This window comes from Ferroacidibacillus organovorans (assembly GCF_001516615.1).
GTDB classification, from domain to species: Bacteria; Bacillota; Bacilli; order Alicyclobacillales; family SLC66; genus Ferroacidibacillus; species Ferroacidibacillus ferrooxidans_B.
The window spans coordinates 1-26,304 of record NZ_LPVJ01000011.1 but is presented as its reverse complement, the minus strand read 5'-3'; the positions used below and the strand labels follow the sequence as shown (position 1 = coordinate 26,304).

The 26,304-nt window shown below is 46.8% G+C and carries 26 protein-coding genes; 7 read left to right on the top strand and 19 right to left on the bottom strand.

Translation table 11 applies throughout. The features are described 5' to 3' along the window. Positions 1–10: 10 nt before the first annotated feature. The 5 genes from rpsF to ATW55_RS04720 all read right to left on the bottom strand — a co-directional run bounded on the left by rpsF (position 11) and on the right by ATW55_RS04720 (position 4,641). Positions 11–298: a 30S ribosomal protein S6 gene (gene rpsF, locus ATW55_RS04740; RefSeq protein ID WP_067713228.1), complete on the bottom strand. Its 288-nt coding sequence runs from the start codon at positions 296–298 to the stop codon at positions 11–13. Between the two features lie 152 nt (positions 299–450). Further along, complete coding sequence (gene ychF, locus ATW55_RS04735; RefSeq protein WP_067713225.1) at positions 451–1,548, bottom strand: redox-regulated ATPase YchF; 1,098 nt, start codon at positions 1,546–1,548, stop codon at positions 451–453. 280 nt (positions 1,549–1,828) lie between these two features. Then, positions 1,829–3,793, bottom strand: a complete 1,965-nt coding sequence (locus ATW55_RS04730; RefSeq protein ID WP_067713221.1) for a molybdopterin-dependent oxidoreductase — start codon at positions 3,791–3,793, stop codon at positions 1,829–1,831. Beyond that, positions 3,790–3,993, bottom strand: coding sequence for a DUF951 domain-containing protein (locus tag ATW55_RS04725; protein ID WP_067713217.1), 204 nt, complete (start codon positions 3,991–3,993; stop codon positions 3,790–3,792). Before ATW55_RS04725 ends, ATW55_RS04730 begins: the two co-directional genes overlap by 4 nt. 75 nt (positions 3,994–4,068) lie before the next feature. Further along, on the bottom strand, positions 4,069–4,641 hold the full coding sequence (locus ATW55_RS04720; RefSeq protein WP_067713215.1) for a hypothetical protein: 573 nt from the start codon (positions 4,639–4,641) through the stop codon (positions 4,069–4,071). 119 nt (positions 4,642–4,760) lie between these two features. Here ATW55_RS04720 and yyaC point away from each other — a divergent pair, with 119 nt between their 5' ends. Next, positions 4,761–5,402, top strand: coding sequence for a spore protease YyaC (gene yyaC / locus ATW55_RS04715; protein WP_067713212.1), 642 nt, complete (start codon positions 4,761–4,763; stop codon positions 5,400–5,402). Here yyaC and ATW55_RS04710 read toward each other — a convergent pair. The 14 genes from ATW55_RS04710 to rpmH form a co-directional block, all read right to left on the bottom strand. Continuing rightward, a complete protein-coding gene (locus ATW55_RS04710) occupies positions 5,361–5,918 on the bottom strand; it encodes a DUF4446 family protein (protein WP_067713209.1) in 558 nt (185 codons plus the stop codon). The genes yyaC and ATW55_RS04710 overlap by 42 nt on opposite strands. Before the next feature lie 18 nt (positions 5,919–5,936). Further along, positions 5,937–6,656 (bottom strand): DUF554 domain-containing protein, encoded by a 720-nt coding sequence (locus ATW55_RS04705; protein ID WP_201024928.1) that lies wholly within the window; start codon positions 6,654–6,656, stop codon positions 5,937–5,939. 38 nt (positions 6,657–6,694) lie between these two features. Then, the gene (locus ATW55_RS04700; RefSeq protein ID WP_067713206.1) at positions 6,695–7,843 is read right to left on the bottom strand and encodes an aminotransferase class V-fold PLP-dependent enzyme; all 1,149 of its coding nucleotides are present in this window, start codon (positions 7,841–7,843) and stop codon (positions 6,695–6,697) included. Between the two features lie 58 nt (positions 7,844–7,901). Next, positions 7,902–8,783 (bottom strand): ParB/RepB/Spo0J family partition protein, encoded by an 882-nt coding sequence (locus tag ATW55_RS04695; RefSeq protein ID WP_067713204.1) that lies wholly within the window; start codon positions 8,781–8,783, stop codon positions 7,902–7,904. Beyond that, on the bottom strand, positions 8,780–9,538 hold the full coding sequence (locus ATW55_RS04690; RefSeq protein ID WP_067713202.1) for a ParA family protein: 759 nt from the start codon (positions 9,536–9,538) through the stop codon (positions 8,780–8,782). Before ATW55_RS04690 ends, ATW55_RS04695 begins: the two co-directional genes overlap by 4 nt. A 262-nt stretch (positions 9,539–9,800) precedes the next feature. Beyond that, positions 9,801–10,628 carry a nucleoid occlusion protein gene (noc, locus tag ATW55_RS04685; RefSeq protein ID WP_067713199.1) on the bottom strand — a complete coding sequence of 276 codons (828 nt, stop codon included), beginning with the start codon at positions 10,626–10,628 and terminating at the stop codon, positions 9,801–9,803. Between the two features lie 118 nt (positions 10,629–10,746). Then, a complete protein-coding gene (rsmG, locus tag ATW55_RS04680; RefSeq protein WP_067713196.1) occupies positions 10,747–11,496 on the bottom strand; it encodes a 16S rRNA (guanine(527)-N(7))-methyltransferase RsmG in 750 nt (249 codons plus the stop codon). Beyond that, positions 11,489–13,375, bottom strand: coding sequence for a tRNA uridine-5-carboxymethylaminomethyl(34) synthesis enzyme MnmG (gene mnmG, locus ATW55_RS04675; RefSeq protein ID WP_067713194.1), 1,887 nt, complete (start codon positions 13,373–13,375; stop codon positions 11,489–11,491). The genes rsmG and mnmG overlap by 8 nt, the downstream gene beginning before the upstream one ends. Positions 13,376–13,401: 26 nt before the next feature. Beyond that, complete coding sequence (gene mnmE, locus ATW55_RS04670) at positions 13,402–14,772, bottom strand: tRNA uridine-5-carboxymethylaminomethyl(34) synthesis GTPase MnmE (protein ID WP_067713190.1); 1,371 nt, start codon at positions 14,770–14,772, stop codon at positions 13,402–13,404. Positions 14,773–14,848: 76 nt separating this feature from the next. Beyond that, positions 14,849–15,496 (bottom strand): RNA-binding cell elongation regulator Jag/EloR, encoded by a 648-nt coding sequence (gene jag / locus ATW55_RS04665; RefSeq protein WP_235587007.1) that lies wholly within the window; start codon positions 15,494–15,496, stop codon positions 14,849–14,851. A gap of 6 nt (positions 15,497–15,502) precedes the next feature. Further along, complete coding sequence (locus tag ATW55_RS04660; protein WP_160327164.1) at positions 15,503–16,234, bottom strand: YidC/Oxa1 family membrane protein insertase; 732 nt, start codon at positions 16,232–16,234, stop codon at positions 15,503–15,505. A gap of 23 nt (positions 16,235–16,257) precedes the next feature. Further along, positions 16,258–16,467 (bottom strand): membrane protein insertion efficiency factor YidD, encoded by a 210-nt coding sequence (yidD, locus tag ATW55_RS04655; RefSeq protein ID WP_067713183.1) that lies wholly within the window; start codon positions 16,465–16,467, stop codon positions 16,258–16,260. Between the two features lie 22 nt (positions 16,468–16,489). Then, the gene (gene rnpA / locus ATW55_RS04650; RefSeq protein WP_082685550.1) at positions 16,490–16,852 is read right to left on the bottom strand and encodes a ribonuclease P protein component; all 363 of its coding nucleotides are present in this window, start codon (positions 16,850–16,852) and stop codon (positions 16,490–16,492) included. 44 nt (positions 16,853–16,896) lie between these two features. Beyond that, positions 16,897–17,031 (bottom strand): 50S ribosomal protein L34, encoded by a 135-nt coding sequence (rpmH, locus tag ATW55_RS15695; RefSeq protein ID WP_079290088.1) that lies wholly within the window; start codon positions 17,029–17,031, stop codon positions 16,897–16,899. Positions 17,032–17,461: 430 nt separating this feature from the next. Here rpmH and dnaA point away from each other — a divergent pair, with 430 nt between their 5' ends. From dnaA to gyrA, 6 genes are all read left to right on the top strand, one after another. Further along, positions 17,462–18,787 (top strand): chromosomal replication initiator protein DnaA, encoded by a 1,326-nt coding sequence (dnaA, locus tag ATW55_RS04645; protein ID WP_067713180.1) that lies wholly within the window; start codon positions 17,462–17,464, stop codon positions 18,785–18,787. Between the two features lie 164 nt (positions 18,788–18,951). After that, complete coding sequence (gene dnaN / locus ATW55_RS04640) at positions 18,952–20,097, top strand: DNA polymerase III subunit beta (RefSeq protein WP_067713177.1); 1,146 nt, start codon at positions 18,952–18,954, stop codon at positions 20,095–20,097. Then, a complete protein-coding gene (locus ATW55_RS04635) occupies positions 20,090–20,329 on the top strand; it encodes an RNA-binding S4 domain-containing protein (protein WP_067713174.1) in 240 nt (79 codons plus the stop codon). Before dnaN ends, ATW55_RS04635 begins: the two co-directional genes overlap by 8 nt. Then, on the top strand, positions 20,326–21,417 hold the full coding sequence (gene recF / locus ATW55_RS04630; protein ID WP_067713171.1) for a DNA replication/repair protein RecF: 1,092 nt from the start codon (positions 20,326–20,328) through the stop codon (positions 21,415–21,417). The genes ATW55_RS04635 and recF overlap by 4 nt, the downstream gene beginning before the upstream one ends. Positions 21,418–21,512: 95 nt before the next feature. After that, positions 21,513–23,420, top strand: coding sequence for a DNA topoisomerase (ATP-hydrolyzing) subunit B (gene gyrB / locus ATW55_RS04625; protein WP_067713168.1), 1,908 nt, complete (start codon positions 21,513–21,515; stop codon positions 23,418–23,420). 15 nt (positions 23,421–23,435) lie between these two features. Further along, positions 23,436–25,883 carry a DNA gyrase subunit A gene (gyrA, locus tag ATW55_RS04620; RefSeq protein ID WP_082685549.1) on the top strand — a complete coding sequence of 816 codons (2,448 nt, stop codon included), beginning with the start codon at positions 23,436–23,438 and terminating at the stop codon, positions 25,881–25,883. The last annotated feature ends 421 nt before the right edge of the window (positions 25,884–26,304 follow it).

The window sequence follows — 26,304 nt, the reverse complement described above, 5'->3', positions numbered from 1 at the left end:
GGCCTCCCAGTTACTCCTCGACACGCAACGTTAGATATCGCAATACGTCTTCGCTGATCCGCATGAGGCGTTCGAGTTCGGATGTAAAATCTGTGTCAGCATTGTACTGCATCAGAACGTAGTATCCTTCACGATACTCCTCGATCTCGTAAGCCAAACGACGCTTTCCCCATTCGTTCACTTCAAGCGTTTCGCCACCATTCGTGGTAACGACTCCTTTAAAGCGTTCAACAAGTTCTTGCGTTTTTTCTGGCTCGAGGTCTGGACGGAGCACGTACAAGGTTTCATACTTGCGCATGCATGTTCACCTCCTTATGGACTGTGGCCCCCGAAGGAGCAAGGTCGGCAAGAATCTGCCTTCAAATGCCTTTTAGGCACTCACATCATACGATCATACAACATTCCAGCGCAATGCGCCAGTCATAACATCATTACATTCAACCACTCGCTCTAGACATTGAAGCGAAAATGCATCACATCTCCATCTGTCACTGTGTATTCTTTTCCTTCGAGACGAAGCTTCCCCTGTTCACGGGCATTCACATATGAACCTGCCTTAACGAGATCTTGGCACGATACCACTTCCGCCCGAATAAACCCTTTTTCAAAATCCGTGTGAATAACCCCTGCAGCTTGAGGTGCGCGCGTTCCTTTCCTAATTGTCCACGCGCGCACTTCCTGCACACCAGCTGTAAAGTAAGTAATAAGCCCGAGCAGTTCATAAGAAGAACGGATCAAGCGGTCAAGCCCTGATTCCTTTAGACCTAACTCTTCTAAAAACACTCGCTGTTCCTCTGCATCCAGTTCTGCCAATTCCGACTCAATCTTTGCGCTGATCACAACGACTTGCGCCTGGTCTTTTGCCGCTATGTCCCTAACCCGATCAACCTCCGGCAAGCTTTCCATTGCAACTTCACTTTCAGTGACATTCGCAGCGTAGATGACCGGTTTTTGGGAAAGCAGGTGCAGATCGCGAAGCCAAAACAGCTGCTCGTCCGAAAACTCAAGTCTGCGAAGCGGGAGACCTTCTTCGAGATGTGCGGCAACGGTCTCGAAGAAAGAAACCTCTTCCTTGACCTTGGTATCCCCGCTCTTACTCTGTTTCCTTAGTCGGTCCAGCCGTCTAGCCACGGTGTCCATGTCAGCAAAAATCAACTCAAGTTCAATGGTCTCAATATCTGCCTGAGGATCGATTCGCCCCGAAACATGCGTAACCTGATCATCAGCAAAGCAACGCACCACGTGAACGATGGCATCCACCTCGCGAATGTGCGCGAGGAATTTGTTGCCCAATCCCTCCCCTTTGCTTGCGCCTGCGACCAAACCCGCAATATCGACAAATTCAAACGTTGTCGGCACAATTTTCTCTGGATGCACGACGTTGGCCAGCAACGCAAGACGTTCATCTGGCACTTCAACTACACCAACGTTGGGGTCGATTGTACAAAAGGGGTAGTTAGCCGCCTCTGCGCCCGCTTTTGTAATCGCATTAAACAGCGTCGATTTTCCTACGTTTGGCAAGCCTACAATGCCCGCTTTTAGCGACATGCTTTGTCACTCCATATTTTAGATTCAATGTGGGCTATCCGCCATAAAACTTTGTATATTATTATATACGAAGAGGATATTTCCGCCCGATTCAGCAAAAGATACCTTCAAGCAAAACACATTCCAACAAATAAAACACATTCCAATGAGCACTCAAATGAAAGGAGTGAACGTCGATGAGAAGACGGTTAAGAAGATGGCGCGAACGTCTTCGCAGAGCTAAGGGTGCATTGGCATTGGTCTCACACGCACCGACAAACGATTGCGACCGCTTTGCCAGCTAATCTGAATGCCTCACATCGATCGAGTGACGGGGTTTTTGAATTCTGCACCACAGGTCGTACTGTGCGCTGCTGTCTCCAAGATCCGCCTTGTGTGAGGGCGTAATCTCATTGATGCCTCGCAGTCCTACTTCCAGCCAAAGAACGTCGTCACGCGAAGCGGACGGTACAGATTTCACATAAGCCTCAATATGCCCAACAGACGTTTGAACCATAACCATCTCCTGTTGCTGTAGCTGCTCTCGTATCATCACGGCATCAGAGACATAAAGCAAGGGGATTTCCCCTTGTGAATTCGCCCCTTCGATCTGGGAGTTTTGTCGATAGGCCGGATGAATCGTCAAGAGTCGATACGGATACTCTGCGTGCAATTCGTCGTCAGAAGCTGTCTGAAACACGTCCACTTCATCGCTAATGAGCTCAATTTTTCCAGAGTTGGTTAAAAAAGAATAATCTCCGTACGCTACAGACGCAATTGGAAACTTGCGATGCCCCGTACTTTGCCATACTCTAAGTTCCTCATCCGTCAGTCCCATCGCCATTTGAATCGCCGTTTGCGGATCCACTTTCTCCACATTAAGATTCATCGCATCCGCCAGTTCATAGAAGATTTTCCAATCAGGCTTGACGCCCTCTGGTGGCACGACGACTGGGTTGGCATATGTTGCATAGGGATTCCACATGGTGGTTACCATCGCGTCTTCTTCTTCAAAGATGCTTGTTGTCGGCAAGACATAATCAGCGACAAGTGCCGTTTCCGTCATGAACATGTCAATGACAACTTTTGTTCCGATGTGAGCGATGGCTTGACGCATGGCATGTGTGTTTGGCACCTGCCGCAACAAGTTGGTTCTCGACACAACCAAAACATCCACTTTCGGATTCGCACGCAAAATTTCTTCCGCCTGAGTGGTCCGCGACATCACGCGCCTCTGTACTTCCCGCTTCCCAGAGAGGTAATCCCAGTTTACAAAGCGTGCCACTTCTCGGTTGGCGTAGTTTGCACCTCCACCGGGCACTCCAATTTGACCCGTGATCGCACAGAGCGCGTCGATTGCTCGGATCGTATGTCCTCCATTGCGGTATCGCTGCAATCCGATGCCAAGCAGTGTGGCTGTTGGCTTTTTTGCGTAAAGATTTGCCAACGCAGTGAATGCTTCGGGTGAAATGCCGCACACTTTTGTCACGTGCGCCTGATCATATGTCTCAAGCAAAGCTCGAAACGATGGGAACCCCTGTACATGCATGCGAACAAATTCCTGATCATACCTTTCATCCACTACAAGTTGGCGGCACAATCCTAGCGCCAATGCCCCATCCGACCCTGGCTTTGGCCGGACTATGCAATCCGCCATTCGATCTAAGGGTGTCGGAAGTGGATTGACAATTGCAAGTGTGGCTCCCCTTGCCTTTGCCTGAGCAAGAAATGGAATGAGATGCTGGTTGGTCACCCCCGCGTTGCGACCCCACAGCACAATGTGTTTACTATGCATCGCCATATCCTCAGGCGAGTGACTCCGCGCTTCACCAAAGTCCAGTGTTTGCGCCGCGAGTCCCGCCTCCCAGCACAAACTCCCCACCGTTTCCGTAAAGCCGTCAAGAGCGTAGAAAAAACGATCGATCAGCGATTTCGTGAGACCACTCGATCCATAGTCATACGAGTGCATGATAGATTGTGGCCCATGTACATCAATCGCTCGTCTCATGCGTTCAGCAATCTCTTGATATGCCCTTTCCCAGGAAATTGCTTCCCAACCATTGCCTGTACGCTTGAGCGGCGTCTTTAGACGATTCGGATGCCCATGTCGCTTAGTCAAATTATGCCCGCGAACACAAAGTCGTCCTTTAGTGATCGGGTGATCCGGATCGCCCTTTACCTCGACAATTTTTCCGCCATCGATTCTGGCAAGCATGCCGCATGTGTCATAACAGTCTAATGGACAGGCAGTCTTTACCCAATTCATTGAGCTGCATCCTTTGATTGGACCACTTTTTTTAGCATCTTTTCAAAATCCCTGCGCTGCATAAGAACACTTCTTCCGCAATTTCTACATTTAATGCGGATATCCATGCCCATGCGGATAATTTCCCACTCATTTGTCCCGCAGGGATGAGGTTTTTTCATAACAACATAATCACCGAGATGAAATTCCTTCTCAATCATGGAGTAACTCCACCTGCGCATCGTCACATAATCTTGCCTAGACAATGATGTCCTTCATCATTTATCTGAAATTTATCAGCTAAGCATACCATTTCTATAGATGAGCGTCCACAGATGAATGAGCAAAGATGACCGCAAGAGTGAAGTTAAGCCACTTGCATGACTCCAATAGCTTAAAATTATAAAGCTGTGCACCATCTCCAAAACCATATAAAGTCCGACAAATAGGCCAAGCCAGCCGCCAATGCTCTGCTGGCCTTTACGCGCGAGTTGGTCTGGCCATACATTTGAGAAAATGCGGATTGCCATAAAGAGTCCAAAGGCGACAGAAATAGCATACATGATTGCATAGCTCTGTCGATACAATGAAATAAGCGTGTGATTTTTTTGGCTGAATACAGCCAAAATCCCAAACTTCCCTGCAGAAGCTGGCCGATCAGGAGCAAGCAAATTTCGTAAGTAGCGGAGGATCACTTGTTGATATGAGTAATCCTGACGAAACAGCTGAAGCCACGGTGTTGCCCACTCCACGGCACTGATGGTGCCTACAAATACAGACAACCATAGCAGTATACGATATCCTCCTATGCCATACCCGATCAGTGTTGCCCATGCGAGAATCAGAACTCCCATAAGATCAATAATCATTTTCAACCCTCTTTGCTTTGTCACCCATTCTTGTCCATCCCTAAATTGTATGCTGACAGGAAGTATAATCTGACTCTTTCTCGTCACATACTGTACTAGTAAGTTCTCATTGGGACGTGATGGAACTGTTCATAAAAAATACTGCCGGCAATCCCATTCAGATTGACTACACTGACATTCAAGCCAAATCAGTCCTTTCAAATGCGCTGAACCATCACCTTGTAAAAAGGGATCCTCGTCGACCACTGATCATTCTGTGCATTGGAACAGATCGTTCAACCGGGGATGCTCTTGGCCCATTTGTTGGCACTCGTTTGCTCGAACAAAATCACGATTGCTACGTCTTTGGGACGCTTGAATCGCCTGTTCACGCTGTAAATCTCAAAGAAACCATCCAACATATCGAACGTTCATTCGTTCATCCCTACATCATCGCTGTGGACGCATGTCTTGGCCAGAGTAGCAGCGTCGGAAAAATTCAGTTTGCACAAGGTCCACTCAAACCAGGCGCTGGTGTAAATAAAAAACTCCCGGAAGTGGGAGATGTCCACATCACGGGAATTGTTAATGTTGGTGGTTTTATGGAATACTTTGTTCTTCAAAACACGCGACTACAGTTGGTAATCTCCATGGCCAAAGTCATTGCAGATTCCATTGAGCAAAGCATCGCCAATCACGTCAACAGTGAATTGGTTCAAGCGGAGGACACATCACCCACATTAACCAGTCGACTTTGGCATCAAATGTTTAGGAATGCCTGATCCAGCCTCGGCAGATTGTTTCATCGTGCGAGCGATCACTTCACGCTCTTCATCAGTCAGTGTGTACGTTGAAGCTCCCTCTTCCAGAGGTTTCGCGTACACACGTGAATCTTCTCTGCCGTAGATACTGCTAAGCACTGCACCGCGCCCTTCTTCATCGATGAGTGACAGTGAAAAACTCAGATCATTTCCTGGCTCACGAAATGCGTTGTAGCGAAAGAGCTGAACACTCGAAACCTTTGATTTAAGTCTCATTTCATGCGATTCAACCTGTCTTGCCAACATGCGCACCTGATTCTGTAGCGCCTCATTCTCTTGATGAATCGTCTTCATGAGGTCTTCAAGATCTACACCCTCTTGATTTCTCACCAACTGGCGATAGCGTCGTTTAAGTCGACGAACGCTTCCTGATGAAATGAGCGCAATCAACAGCGTAATCAGACTGAATGCAAGACTTCCCGCCGCGACAGAAATGAGAATCCCCGGTCGATAAATCGTTGTCATAAATGAAAGCACGATGAACGCTCCTGTACATTAAAGATGGAGAAACAAGAGTAGAGAACTGTAATGCAGTCCGGCGTATCGCAATAGTGCTACAACAAGCATACTCGGGAGCAGATTACCTACTCGGATTTTAACAATCTCAAGGACATTCAGTCCTATGCCCACGATAAGTATACCACCGACTGCCGTCACATCTGAAATGATCACAGCGTTTCTAAGATCTGCCCCAAAATAGTGAGCAATCGCAGCCAGACCACCTTCATAAAGCAGGATGGGAAAAGCAGATAGTCCTATCCCTATGCCCATTGTCGAGGTGAATATGACGGATGAAAACCCATCGAGAGCGCTTTTTAGATAGAGTATCGTATTCTTGCCACTTACACCACTTTGTATAGATCCTAAAATTGCCATGGACCCCACACCGTACACCAAGCTTGCAAACACAAATGCCTGAGAAAGCTTCCCGCCTGAGCGACCAAGCTTTGTTTCCAGCCACGATCCGAAGGTTTCCAATTTACCCTCTAGATCCATGAGTGAACCGACAACCCCGCCTACCACGAGCGAGAGGATCACGTACAACGTATCATTGGGCGCCTGTAAGGCCATGGAAATCCCTAAAACTGCAACAAATATGCCCATTCCCTGCATTACGGTTACTTTTAACCGCTCAGGGATACGATGAAAGACCAGACCAATGAATGACCCAACCATGATCGCAATCGTATTGACGATTGGTCCCGCCAAAAACACAAAAGAACCTCCTCAATCATTTACCCATTAACCGATTCTCACACGATCGCTTCAACAATATCTTTCATTGCCGCAATGAATAAATCGACTTCTTCTACTGTTGTAAACCAACTCACGCTCACACGAATGGCGCCCGTATCCTTTGTGCCGTATTGCTGATGAACATCCGGTGCACAATGGAGTCCTCCCCGAACCGCAATACGATAGTGTTGGTCAAGAATGACTACAACTTCATTGGATTGATATCCTTTAACTGTAAAACTGAGAAGTGGCAGGCGGTATGAACCGAGCGGTGGACCAAGCACAGTCACACCTTTTAATCCACAAAGTCCTTCAAACACTCTTTGTATGAGAGCAAAGTCATGCTGTTGAACCGTCGAGATTCCCACACCGCGCAGATAACGTATTCCTTCTAATAAACCGGCAAAACCAGGCGTATTTCTCGTCCCACTCTCCAATCGCTCGGGCATATTTAATGGTGCATCGACAGACTCTGAATTCCTTCCTGTTCCACCGAGCAAAAGAGGTTCCAGGCGTATGCCAGGCGCTACATAGAGCCCTCCCGTTCCCTGCGGTCCAAAGAGGCCTTTATGTCCTGTAAACGCAAAAAGATCAACGCCTGATTGTGTAACGTCAATCTCTTCATACCCTACTGTCTGTGCAGCATCCACCAAAACGTGGAGATTGGGGTAGATATGCTTTATCTGTTTAACAACCCTCTGCAAAGGGATGATTTCTCCTGTCACATTGCTTCCGTGTGTCAAAACCAATAATTTTGTTCTCTCATTGCAGCGTTCAGCCAATGACTCCAGTTCATTTCCATTTTGAAGTTGCACACGATTCACGTTTACTCCCTGTGACTTGAGTCTCTCGAGAGGCCTTCGAATACTGTTGTGTTCCAAATCATTTGAAACAACGTGATCGTTCGGCTCCAAAAACCCGAACAGCGCAACATTGAGTGCTTCCGTGATATTTTGAAGCAATGCGATTCTTGATGGGTCTTCAACATGAAAAAGATGGGCAAGTTCTGACCGCACCGTATAGAGCAATTGGTGGGCTTCTCTTCCCATCGCGTGGCTTCCGCGTCCCGGATTGGCTCCATTTTTTTGCATCCAATTTTTCACCGCATCATAAACTTCAGGAGGTTTTGGCCAACTGGATGCGGCGTTATCAAGATAGATTGTCATTTTATCCATCCCCAATTGCCTGGCAGACAGCATGATTACTTACCAGGGACATTTCGAATCATCGGTGTTCTGCGTGAACAATCGCCAAGATTCGCTCTAAATCATCCATCGTATAGTACTCAATTTCAATTTTACCCTTCCGTTTTCCTTGTTGAATGCGCACAGCCGTTCCCAAGCAATCACGGAATAGCGATTCATACTCCTGAAGCACTGCGGGACGTTTCTCTCTCTCTTCTTTTCTCTTATCAGTTTTATTTGTTTCACGTGGAACATTGCGATTCTCTTGCACAATTTGCTCCACATCGCGAACGCTTAGTCCTTCAGACTCAATTCGTTTCGCCAACTGAATTTGCAGCTCAGCCTGGTCAACTCCCAGCAAGGCCCGTGCGTGACCCATCGAGAGCGTTCCACGTGAAACACTTTCTTGAAGCGACGCAGGAAGACTGAGCAACCGAATCAAATTCGCAACATGCGAACGACTTTGACCGACACGTACAGCCATTTCTTCTTGTGTCAAAGAAAAATGTTCCATAATCCGGACATATGCTTCAGCAATCTCAATAGCATTTAAGTCCTCGCGCTGCAAGTTTTCAATGAGGGCAATCTCCATCGCATCACGATCACTAAAGTTACGAACCACCGCGGGCAATTCATGAAGGCCAACCTGTTGTGCCGCACGAAATCTTCGCTCACCAGCGATGATTTCGTAGCCAAATCCAACCGCTCTTTTTCTCACAACAATCGGTTGCAAGACGCCGTGCTCGCGAATTGATTCGACGAGTTCCTGCAAACGGTCAGAGTCAAACTCACGCCTCGGTTGATAAGGGTTGGGAGAAAGTTCGGAAACTCGAACCGTTTGAATGACTACATCGCCTTCATTTTCCGTTATTTGCGGAATTAAAGCTTCAAGTCCCTTTCCAAGCCCACCCTTAGCCTTCATAGCCCTATCACTTCCTTCGCAAGATCAAGATACACCTCTGCACCTCTTGATTTTGCATCATACTGAAGAATCGATTTGCCGTGACTTGGCGCTTCGCTCAACCTAACATTGCGAGGAATGATCGTTTGATATACCTTCTCTCGAAAATACTTTTTCACATCCTCAATCACCTGAATACCCAAGTTTGTTCTCGCATCAAGCATTGTCAGGACAACACCTTGGATTTCAAGCGACTTATTAAAGTATTTCTGAACATACCGAATGGTACTTAACAATTGAGTTAGCCCTTCAAGCGCATAATACTCACATTGAACTGGAATCACAACGGAATCTGATGCAGTCAATGCATTGATTGTAAGAAGTCCAAGCGATGGAGGACAGTCGATGAGGATATAGTCATATTCTGATCGAACATCTGCAATCGCGCGACGCAGACGAGCCTCACGCGCAATCGTCGGACCCAACTCGATTTCTGCGCCAGCCAATTGTATCGTCGCAGGGATAATCCATAAATTATCCTGATCCGTCGTCACAATCGACTCGCGAGGCTCAACCTCATTCATGATGACGTCATAGATGCAATTCGATACATCGCCTTTATTGATTCCCACACCTGATGTCGTATTTCCCTGCGGATCGATATCAATCAGTAATACACGCTTGCCAAGAGCCGCGAGACTCGCACCTAAATTGACACTTGTCGTGGTCTTTCCTACGCCACCCTTTTGGTTGGCGATCGCCATCACTCTCGCCATAATCCATACCCCCGATAAACAAAAAAAGAGCCCATGAAAACAACCCATTTCAATAAATTATAGAATCTATCTCATTGTGCGTGAAATACATTAGATCATCGCTCATGTTCGCCAACCTATTGTACAAGACCTAAGGGATGCACGTCTAGCAAGAAAGTCGATGAAAGAATTAATGAAGCTAAAAAAACGCCCTGATTCCACAGCACAAATCAGGGCGTGTCATCCATTAAATTCAAATCGAATACAGAAGATGGAAATTTTTTTAATCACTTCGTTTTGGAACGCGAATGGTAAATTGGTAATAGTCATCCTGCTCTTCCTCAACCGCATCAAGTCCCATGCCCATATTCTTGATCAACTGCAACGATTGGCGAATCGTGTTTAACGCCAGTCGAACATCCTTTGAAACAGAGAGCTTTTTTATCCTCTTGCTTTTTTGTTGATTTTCAAGGAGAACCTTGACACGTGTCTCTGTTTGTTTAACATTCAGGTCTTTCTCAAGAATCTCCTTTAAAACCGCAACCTGCATATCCTCATTCAGTGACAAGAGCGCTCTGCCATGCCGCTCAGAAATCTTTCGTTCCATCAACTTCTGCTGTACGTCCTTATGAAGATGTAAAAGACGCAACTTATTGGCCACGGTGGACTGTCCTCTACCAAGCCTTTGAGCAAGACTTTCCTGCGTTAAATGATGAATCTCAATCAGTTGCTGGTATGCACGCGCTTCTTCAATCGCGGTTAAGTTTTCCCGTTGGAGATTCTCAATAAGCGCCGCCGAGGCAGCCTGTGAGTCAGAGAGTTGTCGAACAAGCGCAGGAATGGTTGCGTGACCTAAAAGCTGAACAGCGCGAAATCGGCGCTCTCCCGCAATAATTTCATAGCCATCTCCCACACTGCGCACAACAATAGGCTGAATGACACCATGCGTGCGAATGGTTGCCGCAAGTTCTTCGATTTTTCCGTCGTCAAAAACAGAACGGGGTTGATACCGATTAGCATGGATTTGATGAACCGGTATTTCCCTCAGCTGCGCCTCTTTTCGAGGGATTTGTCCTACAACACCAAATCGTCGATCTGCAGAATCAATCATGTCTCATACCCCACTCGTCTATCGATCTCGCGGAGATCTTTCCCTATGACCATCACAATTTCTGCATTAAAACGCGAAATCCTCCAGTGATATTTGCATTCGACAAAACTAGTGGCAATCAACGAAATTTCGACGTATCCGCAAGCGGTGAACGCAATGCCTCTCCAGGTTTTCTCGGGAAGTATTTAGGCGTTGGAGCAAGTTTTTGCATCTCAACAAGTGTGCGACTCCCTGCATCGTCAGGCAGTTCATACTCAGTGATTCCCACATGCCTCCCTTTTAACATGCGAAGTGCATTCGCCGCCCCCCCCAACTCATCGACAACACCAGGCCCTTTCATGGCAATCAACGCACCATACGGTTTAAGAAAAGGCATTCCCCACTCCACCACCGCGTGAAGCGGCGCCAATGCGCGCGCCGTGACAATGTCAAACGAATCGCGATACGCCTCCATCCTCGCAAGTTCTTCCGCCCGCGCGTGAAGCGCTTGAACGTTCGTTAATCCTAAAGCACTGCGAACATCCAGCAAAAATCGGACCCTTTTACCGAGTGCATCGCAAAGCACAACCTCAACGTCTGTAAAGACAATCCCCAGTACGAGACCAGGAAAACCTGCCCCTGAACCGAGATCGAGAATACGCGCTGTGCCTTTCTCTTTTAACGCGTGCGCCAGAAACAGACTGTCGATAAAATGTTTTCGTATTACATCATCGAGCGATACAATTGCCGTTAGATTGACGGACTGATTTCTTTCTATGAGCATGTCATAGTAAGTCTTAAACAAATCTAACTTCTCTGCGCTGATGTCAAAACCAAGCGATCCTGCAAACTGCCGCAATCTGTTCCACGCACCATCCGCATCAGCCATGAGCCACCTCTTGTTTACCCGCAGATTCCAGATAGATCAACAAAACAGAGATGTCTGCAGGGGTAACCCCTTCTACGCGCGAGGCTTGCCCAATGTTGCGCGGACGAATAACCGAAAGACGCTCCTTTGCCTCATTTGAGAGACCGCGAATCGATGCGTACGAGATGTTCACAGGGAGCTCTTTTTTCTCAAGCTTTTTCTGGCGCTCAATTTCTGCCTCTTGTCGCTTGACGTATCCTTCATACTTAAAATCAATCTCTACTTGAGAAGTCACTTCTTCAGAGAGTTCCATCTCAGGCGGACGAATTTTTCGGATTTTTTCATAGTTTACTTCTGGACGACGCAAAAGTTGTGCCATGCTTTGCGTCATTTTTGGCTGATCCACATCCATACCCGCGAACAACACGCGCGCATCATCTGGCTGTACCTTAGTATTGACGAGACGATCTTTTTCCAGATCAATAAGCGCCTGTTTACGCAAGAATCGCTCATATCGGTGCAAAGGCAAAAGACCAATGCGGTAACCCTTCTCCATCAATCGCGCATCTGCATTATCGTGCCGCAAAAGCAGACGGTACTCTGCCCTCGACGTAAGCAAACGATACGGTTCTGTCGTACCCTTTGTGACAAGATCATCAATCATGACACCGATGTACGCTTCTGAACGATCCAGGATCAACGGTTCCTTTCCAAGAACAGAAAGCGCCGCATTGATCCCAGCCATCAAGCCCTGACCCGCAGCTTCTTCATACCCTGATGTGCCGTTGATTTGACCTGCTGTAAAAAGACCGGGAACTGCCTTGGTTTCAAGCGTAAGATCGAGTTGCGTAGGAACCATCGCATCATACTCAATGGCATAGCCTGGACGCAGCATCTCCACCTCTTCAAGACCCTTGATGCTACGCAACATTTTAATCTGTACATCTTCCGGCAAACTCGTCGACATACCTTGCACATACCACTCCGCCGTGTCTCTTCCTTCAGGCTCTAAAAACACCTGATGGGAAGGGCGCTCTTTAAAGCGCACGACCTTGTCTTCAATGCTTGGACAATAGCGTGGACCGCGGCCCTCAATGTCACCTGAAAACATTGGTGCACGATGCAGATTCTCACCAATAATCTCGTGGGTTGCCTCACTGGTGTACGTGAGATAGCAACTCAACTGATCGCGTTTTTCAATATCATCGCGAAACGAGAATTGAAGCGGATTTTCGTCACCGGGCTGGACAGAGAGATGATCAAAGCGAATGGTATTACGATTAACGCGAGGCGGTGTGCCCGTTTTAAATCGCACCAGAGAAAAACCAAGGTCAATTAAGCTGTCCGTCAACTTCATCGCAGGCAACTGTCCATTCGGGCCACTTTGATAGGAAACATCGCCAATGATGATGCGCCCTCGCAAATAGGTGCCCGTTGTAAGCACGATCGCGCGACCTTCATACTCCGCTCCCGTATTTGTGCGCACCCCCGACGCGCGGCCGCCGGCAGTGAGAATCTCTTCTACCATTCCTTGTTTCAATGTAAGATTCGTTTCATTCTCCAAGGTTTGTTTCATCATTCTGCCGTAGAACGCCTTATCGGATTGTGCGCGCAACGCCTGTACGGCAGGTCCCTTGCCCGTGTTCAAAAGACGCATCTGCAAATACGTCAAATCTGTGTTATACCCCATTTGCCCGCCTAGCGCATCGATCTCTCGAACAACAATTCCTTTTGCCGGTCCGCCAATCGACGGATTGCACGGCATAAAAGCAATCGTGTCCAAATTGATCGTCAACAGCAGCGTTTTGCAACCCATCCGGGCTGAGGCAAGCGCTGCTTCAGAACCGGCATGACCAGCGCCAATGACGATAACATCATAGGTTCCAGCGCGATATCTCATTTTAATCCCTCCTCCTGAGCATTCATCTACTTGCCAAGACAAAACTGGGAAAAAATTTGATCGAGCAAATCTTCCCGCGGTGTCTCACCAATCATTTCCCCAAGCAATATCCACGCTTCATGCAAATCAACTGCGACAAGATCAAGTGTTACGCCAGAATTCGCATCGTCGAGTACACGCCTGATGGCAACCTCAGCCCGTTCAAGAAGCGAGAGATGGCGCGCATTTGCCAAAAAAGTTGGATCGCCAAGCTCTGAGCCAAACACTAACTGTTTAATTTCATCTTCCAGTTTCCCCTGGTCCGCTTCAATCTGTGTAGAATACGCAAGACTGCGACGACTAAGCGCAAGGGATTGCCAATCAACCCCGACAGCCAAAGGAAGGTCTCTCTTATTCAAGATCAACAAAGAGCGCTCACGATGTACGCTTTCAAGAAGCAATCCATCATTCTCATCGAGCGGACGGCTCGTGTCGAGAAGAAGCAGGGTCAAATCTGCTTTTTCAAGCGTCTCACGACTTTTTTGAACACCAATTTGCTCAACGACATCCTCTGTTTCCCTCACACCCGCAGTGTCAAAAAGCAGGAGTGGGATACCATCGATCGAAACGCGCTCTTCAATCACATCTCGCGTGGTTCCCGGAATCTCGGTAACAATCGCTCTGTTGGTTCGCGCAAATCGATTGAGCAGAGACGATTTTCCGACATTCGGCTTCCCGACAATGGCAATCTTGATCCCCTCGCGCAGGATGCGTCCCCGCTCCGCCTCAAGTCGCAGCGACCTGATACGCTCAAGGATCATCTGGGCGTCATTTCGCACACGCTGCACGGTTATATCCTCTTCATCATGCTCTGGGTAGTCAATCGTAACTTCCAGATGGGCCATCGTCTGAATCATGGTGCGGCGCAAGTCTTCAACTTGTTGATGAAGTGCTCCTTCAACTTGAGAAAGAGCCGCCTGAAGTGCCAGTGGTGTCTTTGCGCCGATCGCTTCCATGACACCTTCTGCTTGAGAGAGATCAATGCGACCGCCTAGAAAAGCCCGCTTCGTGAATTCTCCCGGCTCAGCAAGACGTGCACCTGCCCGCAAAACCTCCAACAGAATCGACTGTACAGCCTGAACGCCACCGTGACACTGGATCTCAATGACATCTTCTGTGGTATACGATTTCGGTGATCGAAACGTCAAAAGCAGCACTTCGTCAATCCTTTTTCGCTCTTCAAGTGTCACAAGATGTCCGTAATAAACGCGATGAGAAGGCGCATTCGACAGGCGATTGGAACCTTGAAAAATGCGATCGACAATGGTGAATGCGTGCTCTCCACTCACGCGAACGACTGCGATGCTCGCTTCACCAAGCGCCGTCGCAATCGCAGCAATCGTATCCTGTTGCGCCATACGCTTTTCTCCCTTCACTAAAATACAAAAACACCGGGTCACCCGGCGCTATCGATCATATCGTAAAACAACACACTCAAACGCCTCTTGACCGCACGCTCGATGTATTCACTATTGGAATCACAACCACCGTTCGTTTTGGATCCGTGCCGCGGCTCTCCGTACGCACATCGTTGCGACGTTCAAGAGTCAAGTGAACAATTTTACGCTCATGTGCAGGCATTGGATCAAGGACAAACTCTCTCTTTAACACAATCGACTTGTCAGCGATACGGTGGGCCAATTGAATGAGTGTCTGTTCCCTTCGCTGGCGATACCCCTCAATATCGAGGTGAAAACGTAAATAACGGTCATTATTTTTACTTGCCACTGTTTGCACTAAAAGTTCTAGCGAATCAAGGGTTTGACCGTGCCGACCAATCAATTGCCCGACATTGTCTCCCTTGATTTCCATATAAACATCCGTTCCTTTCTTCTCGACAGAAACGGTCACAACGTAATGCATGGCAAGCATCAATTCACGAAGAAAATGTTCTGCCTCCCATATTGGATCAGAAATTTTCGTAACCTGAACCGTTGCCTGCCGCGCACCAAAACCTAAAATACCACGCGATGGCGCCTGCAAGATCACAACGTCAACCTTGTCCCGCGTCGTGTTTAACTCTTGCAGCGCTTGTGTTATAGCTCCTTCAACCGTTTTTGCCGTGACGGTCAACTGTTTCATCACACATCAAGCTCCTGACTTAGAAGGCCTTACACGCGTGAAGTACATCTGCACGATTGTAAAGATGTTGCTGAACACCCAATAAAGCGCCAATGCGGCAAACGCTTTAAGAGACATAAAGAAGATCATGACGGGAAAGATATACATGATCATCCGCTGTGAAGGATCCAATTGCACCATCGACATCTTCTGCTGAAAGAAACTCGTCACTGCTGCGAGAACAGGCAGAATAAAGGTCGGATCGGGTTTTCCTAGCGCCAGAATCCCCAAGAACTTTGAGTGAATCAAGGCTGGATCTGTGTAAATAGACCGATACAAAATCGTCAGGATAACCAGTTGCAAAAGCATCGGCATACACCCGGCAACGGGATTTACGCCTTCTGACTTGTATAACCCCATCATTTCTTCCTGATAGCGCTTGGGATCCGTTTTGGCGTATTTATTCTTGATCTCTGTGAGTTGTGGTTGCAGCAACTGCATTTTCTTAGTATTTCTCAAACTACGCAACATCAAAGGAACCGTGAGCATGCGAATAAGAAACGTGACAAGCAAAAGCGCCAAACCGTAGTCCCCGTTAAAAGCGCGACCAAAGTAATTGATCACATCGCTCAATCCGTTAATCGCTTGATCCCAAATGGGTGGCGACGCCGTTGCATGCGCTGTCGCTGCAAACACAGGATCCGCCAGTAAAAACCAAACCAGACTGCCAAGACCGAAAACGATCGACCCTTTACGCACGAAAAACCCCATCCTCCTCATTTTCATGGAACCGGATCATACCCTCCCGGATGCCATGGACCACAACGCAACAATCGACGAATCGCCAAAAAAACTCCCCGAAAAACGCCCCGTTTTTCAATCGCCTCAATCGCATACTGCGAACAAGTAGGCTCAAAACGGCACGAAGGCGGTGTCTGTGATGAAATGAACAAGCGATAGCCCTTGATGAGGAGAATCAAAACTCGTTTCACTGAGAAGACCTCCTTCAAACCGCTAAATCAATTTTAACCGTTTGAGCAAAATGTCGACCGCCACTTCTGACTCTCGAAACGAAAGACCTGCTGCATCTTTTCTTGCGATAATCACAACATCATACCCTTCAGAAAAGAGAGAGATACGCTCTCGTAGAATTTCTCGAAGAATCCGCTTTACACGATTTCGAATTACAGCATTTCCAACTTTTTTACTGACTGAAAGACCAATTTTCGAGATTTCACTTCTTTGTTTTGGCACTACATAGAGAACATAATACTTATTTGCTTGAGAGCGGCCTCTTGTAAAGACAAATCGAAACTCTCGATTGGACCGCATTCGATGTCCCCGAAGTGTCTTTCGAGTCAAAACGGACATCATCATGGATACGCCCCGTCCTAGAAAAAAAGGCCACCGTCTGAAGTGGCCTACGCTGAGATAACTTTACGCCCTTTGCTGCGTCGCGCTGAGAGAACGCGTCTTCCGTTTTTAGTGGACATTCTCGAACGGAAACCATGAACTTTTTTACGCTTGCGCACATTTGGGTTATATGTCGGTTTCACGGGCTACACCTCCATTACGACCATTACGGACAAAGAAACACTCAGTAAGTATAGCCGTGACAACCTAGCGAAGTCAAGGATAGACGACTTATTCACAACAACTTATCCACATGTGGATAAGTTGTTGTGCTCTTCTTTCAAATTTTACCCGTAAATCATTACTTATTCACAGCAACAAAGGAAAAAGCATACCAATTGAAGCACGCATTTCAATCTCAAAAATCACTAGAATGCCTTGTTCTAACAGGATGTTTTTGATATGATTGGCGAGCCCAAATGAAATAAAACCGACTTATCCACAGACTTGTCCACAGTTGTGGATAAGTCATCCACAATGTATGAACATGTGTACAACACCACTAGTTTTTCCACATTCTATCCCCAAAATACCGTTTACGAATGGGTTATGTACCAGGAGGAAGTGTTTACGATGTCAAATGAAGGACGAACGCTGTGGCTAAAGACACTAAGCGAACTAAAAAAGCTGGAGCCTTTTGTTCACGCAGCACTATACGGAGCCGATGTTGACACATTTGACGGGACCAATCTTCAAGTCGCAGTGCCTACTCCCTCCATTCTTGATCACATGACCAAAAGCGGGAATGATACACGTGTAGAACAGATTGTATCGGCATTTCACGGATCACCTGTCCGACTTCAATTCATCGTAAAGCGATTCACTGAAAATTCGACACCCAAGACCGCTCGCACTGTGGAAAGCAAAAATCCGTTTAATCCACACTACACCTTTGAAACATTTGTTGTCGGGGAACGCAACCGTCTCGCTCATGCCGCGAGTATCGCAGTAGCCGAACGACCAGGACGAGGATACAACCCATTTTTTTTGCATGGCGATGTGGGTCTGGGAAAGACACATCTTATGCACGCCATAGCGCAAAGAGCCCTGCAAATGAACCCTACGGCGCTCATTACCTATATCACCACAGAGACGTTTGTTCGAGAGTATGTGACCGCACTCCAATTCAATCACGTTGACGAGTTTCGGCGCCGCTATCGAAACGTAGACATTCTTTTGATTGATGATATTCAATTTATCTCAGGAAAAGACTCCACCCAGGAAGAATTTTTCCACACCTTTAACACGCTCTACTCTGAACAAAAACAGATCGTGATCACGAGTGACCGTGCACCAAAAGAAATCTCAGATCTAGAAGATCGCTTGCGCTCGCGATTTTCAGGTGGTTTGATCATCGATGTAAAGCCGCCTGATCTAGAGACGCGCATGGCGATTCTCAGAAGAAAAGCGCGCGCTGAGGGTGTTGACATCCCTGATGATGCCATTCAAGTTATCGCTTCACACATTGAAACAAACGTACGCGAATTAGAAGGCGCGTTAATTCGAGTGATCGCCTACTCAAGCATGATGAACAAAGACATTGATGCAGCGCTTACCCAAACGGCAATTTCGGATTTGATACCAGAAAACCAACAAAATCGATCTGTGACATTGACGGATATCCAAAAAGCTGTTTGCACTCATTTTCACATCAAAATGGATGACTTGCGCGGCCGATCTCGACAAAAAGACATTGCGAATCCGAGACAGATCGCAATGTATCTCACAAGAGAATTGACCGATTTGTCTCTTCCTAAAATTGGACACGATTTTGGAGGAAGGGATCACACCACTGTACTTCACGCCTGCGAAAAAATTGACAAGCTTCTCTCGACAGACCCGGAAATTAAACGTACGATTGATCATCTAAAGCACACATTAACCATTTTAACGAGATAACCACGCGTTATGCACAAGCAACTTTTCAAGTTATCCACAGGTTCGAATCGAATGGCTGCCGAAGTCCGTCGGACTTATCCACAGTATCCACAAGCCTTATTATTATTATAAGTCTTTTATTAAGTACTAAAACTACTTATTCCTATTCAGGAGATGACCTAAATATGCACTTTGTAATCAAAAAAAATGAATTGCTTACAGGATTACAACAAATCGTTCGAGTTATTCCAAGCAGGACGACAAAACCGATTTTGTACGGTGTAAAAATTGATGCAGAATTTAATCGTGTGAAAATGACAGCTTATGACTTGGAAATCGGACTCGAAATTCTCATCGAAAACAATGATCAGGATCAGAATGAAGTTCTGCAAGTTGAAGAACCAGGCAGTACTGTGCTTAATGCAAAATTTCTTTTGGAAATCGTGAGAAAACTTCCTCAACAGCTGGTTCGCTTTGATATGAAAAATCGCATCGCCACCATCCAATCAGGTGCGGCAACCTATACACTCAATGGACTGGACAGTCGAGAATTTCCCTTGCTCCCACAAGTTGATGATGATGAAAAACTTTCAATGGGATGTAGCCTATTTCTTCAAGCCATTCAAAAAACGGTGTATGCCGTAGCAACGATAGAGTCACGCCCTACGCTGACAGGTGTTCACTTTAGATTGAAAGAAGATACATTGACACTTACAGGAACAGACAGCCACCGTTTATCAAATCTAAAAATTTCAGTCGACACATTAAAAGAGTATTCTTTTGAAGAAGCCATTATGCCAAGCAAAACTCTGCAAGAACTCCTACGAATTCTTCCTGCCAGTGAAGAAATGGTTGAAATAACATTGGCAGATCATCAAATGCTGATACGCTATGACAATATTCATTTTTACTCTCGATTGATCGAAGGAACCTATCCTGATATTTCGCGGATCATTCCTGAATCATTTCGCACATCGATTCAAATTGGAACAAAGAGATTGATTGAATCCATCGAAAGGGCGGCACTCTTAGCGCGTGAGAATGACAATCATGTCATTCGCATCCATCTAAGACCGAGTCAAACAGAAATTACGTCGACAAGCCAAGAACTTGGAAAGGTATCTGAAGTCATTGAGCCTTTGTCCTTTGAGGGAGAAGAATTGCTTCTCGCATGTAACGCGCGGTTCTTGTTGGAAAGTCTCAGGACCATTGATACTGAAGATGTAAGCATTCAGTTTACAGGACCTGGTAGTGCATTTATCCTAAAGCCAATTGAGAGTGATACAAATCATTTGCAGCTCATTCTCCCAGTGAGGTTGAATCATGCGTGAGATACAGTTATCAATTGACACAGAATGGATCACGTTGGGACAGGCCTTAAAAATGGCAGATGTAATTCAGTCAGGTGGTTTGGCCAAATGGTATCTCTCTCATCAACTCGTTTGGGTAAATGGCGAGGAAGAAAATCGAAGAGGTAAAAAACTTTTTCCGAATGATTCCGTGAGGGGAAAGGATTTTTTAATCGTCATTCGAGAGAAAGCAAAAGAGGATACGCATTTATGATCATCAGGCAATTGGACTTGATGAATATAAGAAATTATGAATTTGCACAAGCCCGATTTTCATCCGGGCTAAATGTAATCCAAGGAGACAATGCCTCGGGAAAAACAACACTCCTTGAGGCAATCTCACTTTTTTCAACGGGCCATTCTCCACGAACAGTGTCAGATCGAGAATTGATCCGTTTTGGTACACATGAAGCAAAATTAAGGATTCAAGTCGAGGATGACTCGCCAAAAGAGCTGTCCGTTCGAATTGGTCCAAAAGGAAAACAGATTTGGGTCAATCGTGCCCCTAAAAAAAGTTTAAGCGAATTATTAGGTCAATTGAGAACCGTAATGTTTACACCTGATGATTTACAAATTGTCAAAGGTGGCCCAGACCAGAGACGACGCTTTTTAAATGCGACGATGGCGCAGTATCAACCTGCATTTCTACGCTCGCTTGCAACATATCAATCCATGCTGCAAAAGCGAAATGCCATGCTGAAAATGAAACAAGAGTCCCTGGTGCGCGTGTGGGATGAACAAATGGTGGATGCCGCAACGGAGATCATTGAATTACGACTCGAAACGTTCAAAAGATTATTCCAAAAGACAGAGTCGATTTATAAAGAAATATCGAATAGATCCGAATCTTTGAGTATCACGTATAAAGCGTGCAGCAAAAAAACATCGAAACAAGAGATCTCACATGAATTACTCTCTATGTGGGAGATGCACCGCAAACAAGATTTCATTCGCGGTTTCACAACGGTAGGTCCCCATCGTGAAGACATCACATTGATGATCAATGATCAACTGGCAAGTTCTTATGCTTCTCAAGGACAACAGAGATCCATCGCGCTTTCTCTAAAACTTGCGTTTATAGAATTGATTGAAGAGGCGACAGGTCATGTACCTGTGTTACTATTAGACGATGTATTTTCAGAATTAGACGTCAAGCGCCAACACCGTCTTATTGATCTTGTGAAACGAACACAGACGATCGCCACGGTTGCCTCTCATGATTTGGATGAAGTCTTCAAAGTAAAAGGGGATACAAAATTTTTTTTGACAGCTCATGGTGAGTTGTCTGAAGTAAACGTATAAGGTTTTCTAAGATTATGAAGGGATGCTTTGGCTAAGTCTCAATGAATGGGTATACTTTTAAGATTGAATGATGTTTGAACCAGGAGGTTATACGTTTGGCTGAAGAGAAGATTCAAGAGAGTTACAATGCATCCCAGATCGAGGTTCTTGAGGGACTGGATCCTGTTCGCAAACGCCCAGGCATGTACATAGGTTCCACAAGTAGCAAGGGACTGCATCACCTTGTGTGGGAGATTGTCGATAATGCGATTGATGAGGCGTTGGCAGGGTATTGTGACACCATTTATGTTTATGTCCATAAAGATCATTCCATCACTGTCAAAGACAATGGCAGGGGAATCCCTGTTGATCTTCACGAAAAGATGAACCTCCCGGCAGTCACCGTCGCTCTCACTGTTTTACACGCTGGTGGAAAATTCGGAGGTTCTGGGTACAAAGTTTCAGGTGGACTGCACGGTGTTGGTGCATCTGTCGTAAACGCATTGTCTGAATGGCTGGAAGTTGAAGTGTCCCGGGATGGGGCGGTGTACCGACAAACTTTCGCGCGCGGAATTCCAACTTCTGGATTGGATGTCATCGGCAAATCAAAGCAAACGGGGACAATGGTGCACTTTTTACCCGATGCTGAAATTTTTACTGAGACGATTCGCGTCGAATTTGAGACACTCGAAACACGATTGCGAGAACTTGCCTTTCTAAATGCAGGGATCAACATTCATCTAATCGATGAGCGTGATGAGCGGAGCGTCGAATTTAGGTATGAGGGCGGTGTCAGCAGCTTTGTTGAGTATTTGAACCGCGGAAAAGATACATTGCATCAGCCTCCGATTTACATTCAGGGAGAAAAAGACCAAGTCGCAGTAGATGTCGCTTTGCAATACCACGAAGAGTATTCGAGTAGCCTTTATTCGTTTGCCAATAACATCAATACGGCAGAAGGGGGTACGCATGAGTCGGGATTCAAATCTGCCTTGACAAGAGTCATCAATGATTATGCGAAACGAATCAACGCGCTAAAAGATGCGGATGCCAAGCTGACAGGCGACGATGTACGCGAAGGATTGACCGCAATTATAAGTGTCAAAATACGCGAACCACAATTTGAAGGACAAACGAAAACAAAGTTAGGCAACAGTGAAGTGAAAGGGATTGTCGAGAGCTTGCTCGGGGATCGGCTCAATACGTTTTTTGATGAGAATCCGAGTGTGGGAAAGCGGATCATCGAGAAATCGCTTACTGCAATGCGGGCACGCGAAGCGGCAAAAAAAGCGCGTGAGTTGACACGTCGAAAAAGCGCGCTAGAAATTAGCTCACTGCCTGGTAAACTGGCGGATTGTTCGAGTCGTGACGCTTCGATAAGCGAACTCTATATTGTTGAGGGTGACTCTGCGGGAGGGTCGGCCAAACAAGGACGTGACCGAAACTTTCAGGCCATTTTGCCGCTGCGCGGAAAAATCATCAATGTTGAAAAAGCGCGCCTGGACAAAATTCTTTCAAACACAGAGATTCGCGCGATTATTACCGCACTTGGGACGGGTATCTCGACCGATTTTGATTTGTCTAAAGCACGCTACCACAAGATCATCATTATGACGGATGCTGATGTTGACGGCAGCCATATACGGATCTTGCTTCTGACCTTCTTTTATCGTTATATGCGGGAATTGATTGACGCGGGCTATGTTTATATCGCACAGCCACCGCTTTATAAAGTTTCCAAAGGGAAGCAAGTTCACTATGCATACGGTGAACAGGAACTCGCGAAATTGCAGGAACAGCTTGGAAAAGTAGAGATTCAACGCTATAAAGGACTTGGTGAAATGAACGCGGAACAACTGTGGGACACCACGATGGACCCGAAAACGAGAACCCTGCTTCAGGTTACGATGGATGATGCGATTGAGGCAGATTCGACCTTCAGCATCCTTATGGGTGATCGCGTGGAGCCGCGCCGTGAATTCATTGAAGTCCATGCGCGTTATGTGCGCAATCTGGATGTTTAAGGGGGGAGTTTGCTGATGGAGGAAATGAGTAAAGTCGTACCGATCAATATCAGTTCAGAATTGCGAACATCGTTTATTGATTATGCGATGAGTGTAATTATCAGTCGCGCACTTCCTGATGTTCGGGATGGATTAAAACCGGTTCATCGCAGGATCATTTTCGGAATGCTTGAGTCCGGGATGACGCCGGATAAACCGTATAAAAAATCGGCGCGTGTCGTCGGAGATGTCATGGCAAAGTATCATCCCCACGGTGACAGTGCGCTTTATGACGCGCTTGTGCGCTTGGCACAAGATTTCTCAACACGTTACTTGCTTGTCGATGGGCACGGAAATTTCGGGAGTGTTGACGGCGATGCGCCTGCGGCTATGCGGTATACGGAGTCACGCCTAGCGCCAATTGCCATGGAACTGGTTCGAGACATCAACAAAGATACGGTTGACTTCAATCCAAACTACGATGACAGCGAGAAGGAGCCGACAGTTCTTCCGGCGCGCTTTCCAAATTTACTCGTTAACGGTTCCTCTGGAATTGCAGTGGGTATGGCGACAAACATTCCGCCGCACAACCTGTGTGAAGTAATCGATGGTGTCGTAATGATGATTGACCAGCCTGATGTCTCGATCGACGATTTGATGACAGTGATTAAAGGTCCTGATTTTCCTACATCAGGTCTTATTCTCGGCCGCCAGGGCATTCGCCAGGCGTACGAAACAGGTCACGGAAGCATTGTGATGCGAGCTGTTCACACCATCGAAGAGACAGCCAACGGCAAGGTTCGCATTATCGTCACGGAGCTTCCGTACCAAGTCAACAAAGCGCGTTTAATTGAACGCATTGCAGAACTTGCGCGCGATAAAAAAATTGACGGAATTACCGACTTGCGCGATGAGAGTGACCGCACAGGGATGCGCATCGTAATTGAATTGAGGCGGGATGTTCGCCCTCAAGTGATTATGAACAACCTTTACAAGCACACGCCAATGCAGTCGACATTCGGGATGAATTCGCTCGCGCTCGTCGCAGGTCAACCGAAAGTCTTGAACTTGCGCCAGTTTATTTATCACTATCTCGAGCATCAGAAAGAGGTCATTCGCCGGCGCACACAATATGATCTTCGCCGTGCCCAAGCGCGTGCCCACATCCTCGAAGGATTGCGCATTGCGCTTGACCATCTTGACGAAGTGATCGCACTCATTCGCGGGTCAGCGACACCTGATGAGGCAAAGCGAGGATTGATGGAACATTTTGCGCTCTCGGAGGACCAATCGCAGGCGATTCTTGACATGCGATTGCAGCGTTTGACGGGTCTTGAGCGTGACAAAATTGAAGAAGAGTATCGGGAACTGCAGCGTATGATCGCAGAGTATCAAGCGATCCTGGCGGATGAACAGTTGATGATGGGAGTTATTCGCAAAGAGATTCTTGAGGTTCGGGAAAAATACGGCGATAGTCGCCGCACGCGCATCGTGTCTGAAGAGGGTGCCTTTGACGAGGCAGATCTCATTCAAGAGCAGGATGTCGTGATTACGATTACGCACGCGGGTTATATCAAACGACTCCCGACAAACACGTATCGCACACAGCGGCGTGGAGGGCGCGGCGTGATGGCTGCAGGTACGCGTGAGGAAGATTTTGTCGAACACCTCTTTATCACGTCGTCTCACAATATACTTCTCGTCTTTACGAATCGCGCTAAGGTGTACCGTCTAATGGCTTATGAAGTTCCTGATTTGACGAGAACAGCCAAGGGAATTCCAATTATCAATCTGTTGAACATCGAACCTGGGGAGCAAATCTCTGCGGTTATTCCCGTCAAGCAAGAGGATCTTGCGCGTGAAGACCACTATCTTTTCACAGCGACAAAACGTGGAATCGTCAAAAAGACGTCTTTGAATGCATTTGCAAATATACGCAAGGCGGGTCTGATCGCACTCAGCCTTCACGATGATGATGAATTGATCGGCGTGCGGATTACGGATGGAAATCAAGAGATCATGATGGGAACGCGTAACGGGATGTCCATTCGCTTTCCGGAGTCGGATGTGAGACCGATGGGAAGAGGCGCAGCGGGGGTAAAAGGAATCTCTCTTGACAAGGATGACATCGTCATTGGAATGGACGTTTTAATTGATGATGTGACAGTTCTCGCAGTGACAAGCAAAGGCTATGGCAAACGCACGAAGATTGATGAGTATCGCACGCAGTCGCGCGGCGGCAAAGGGATCAAAACGCTAAATGTGACCGCAAAGACAGGACCGATCGCAGGACTTAAAATGGTCCACGATTCAGAAGATCTCATGATCATTACAAATACGGGTGTGGCGATCCGCATTTCAATTGACACGATATCGACTTTTGGTCGCAATACGCAAGGTGTAAAGTTGATTAACGTGAATGACTCCGAAGTGAGTACTGTGGCAAAAATCGCTCCAACGGATGAGGATCCTGTCGCAGAGTGAGTTGTTCCTGTCGATAATTCCGAATAGCAATCAATGAACACTGGAAAACCCGCAGCGAATATGCTGCGGGTTTTCTTTACGTTCGTACACAGCCTGTGCTAGCATGAAGATGGAGGTGTATGTATGGAATTTTTGATTGAACAGGGCGGTTTTTGGCTTGCTCTCATCACCTTTCTTTTTATGGTCGCGATCGTGGCAAATCTTGTTCTTCCACATCAAGAAAGATAGTTTATGATATGGATAAAAATTCCTGCATAAAAAGTGGGATAAAGGGTTTGACAGAGGAGTTCTGGGGTGGTATATTACTCCTTGTCGCCGCGAGGCCGACCGCAAGAGAAGAAACGAAATGAAGCACCTTGGATCCTTGAAAACTAAACACGGATACGTAACAACGTCAGCAAGAAAACGGCTGTAAACAGCC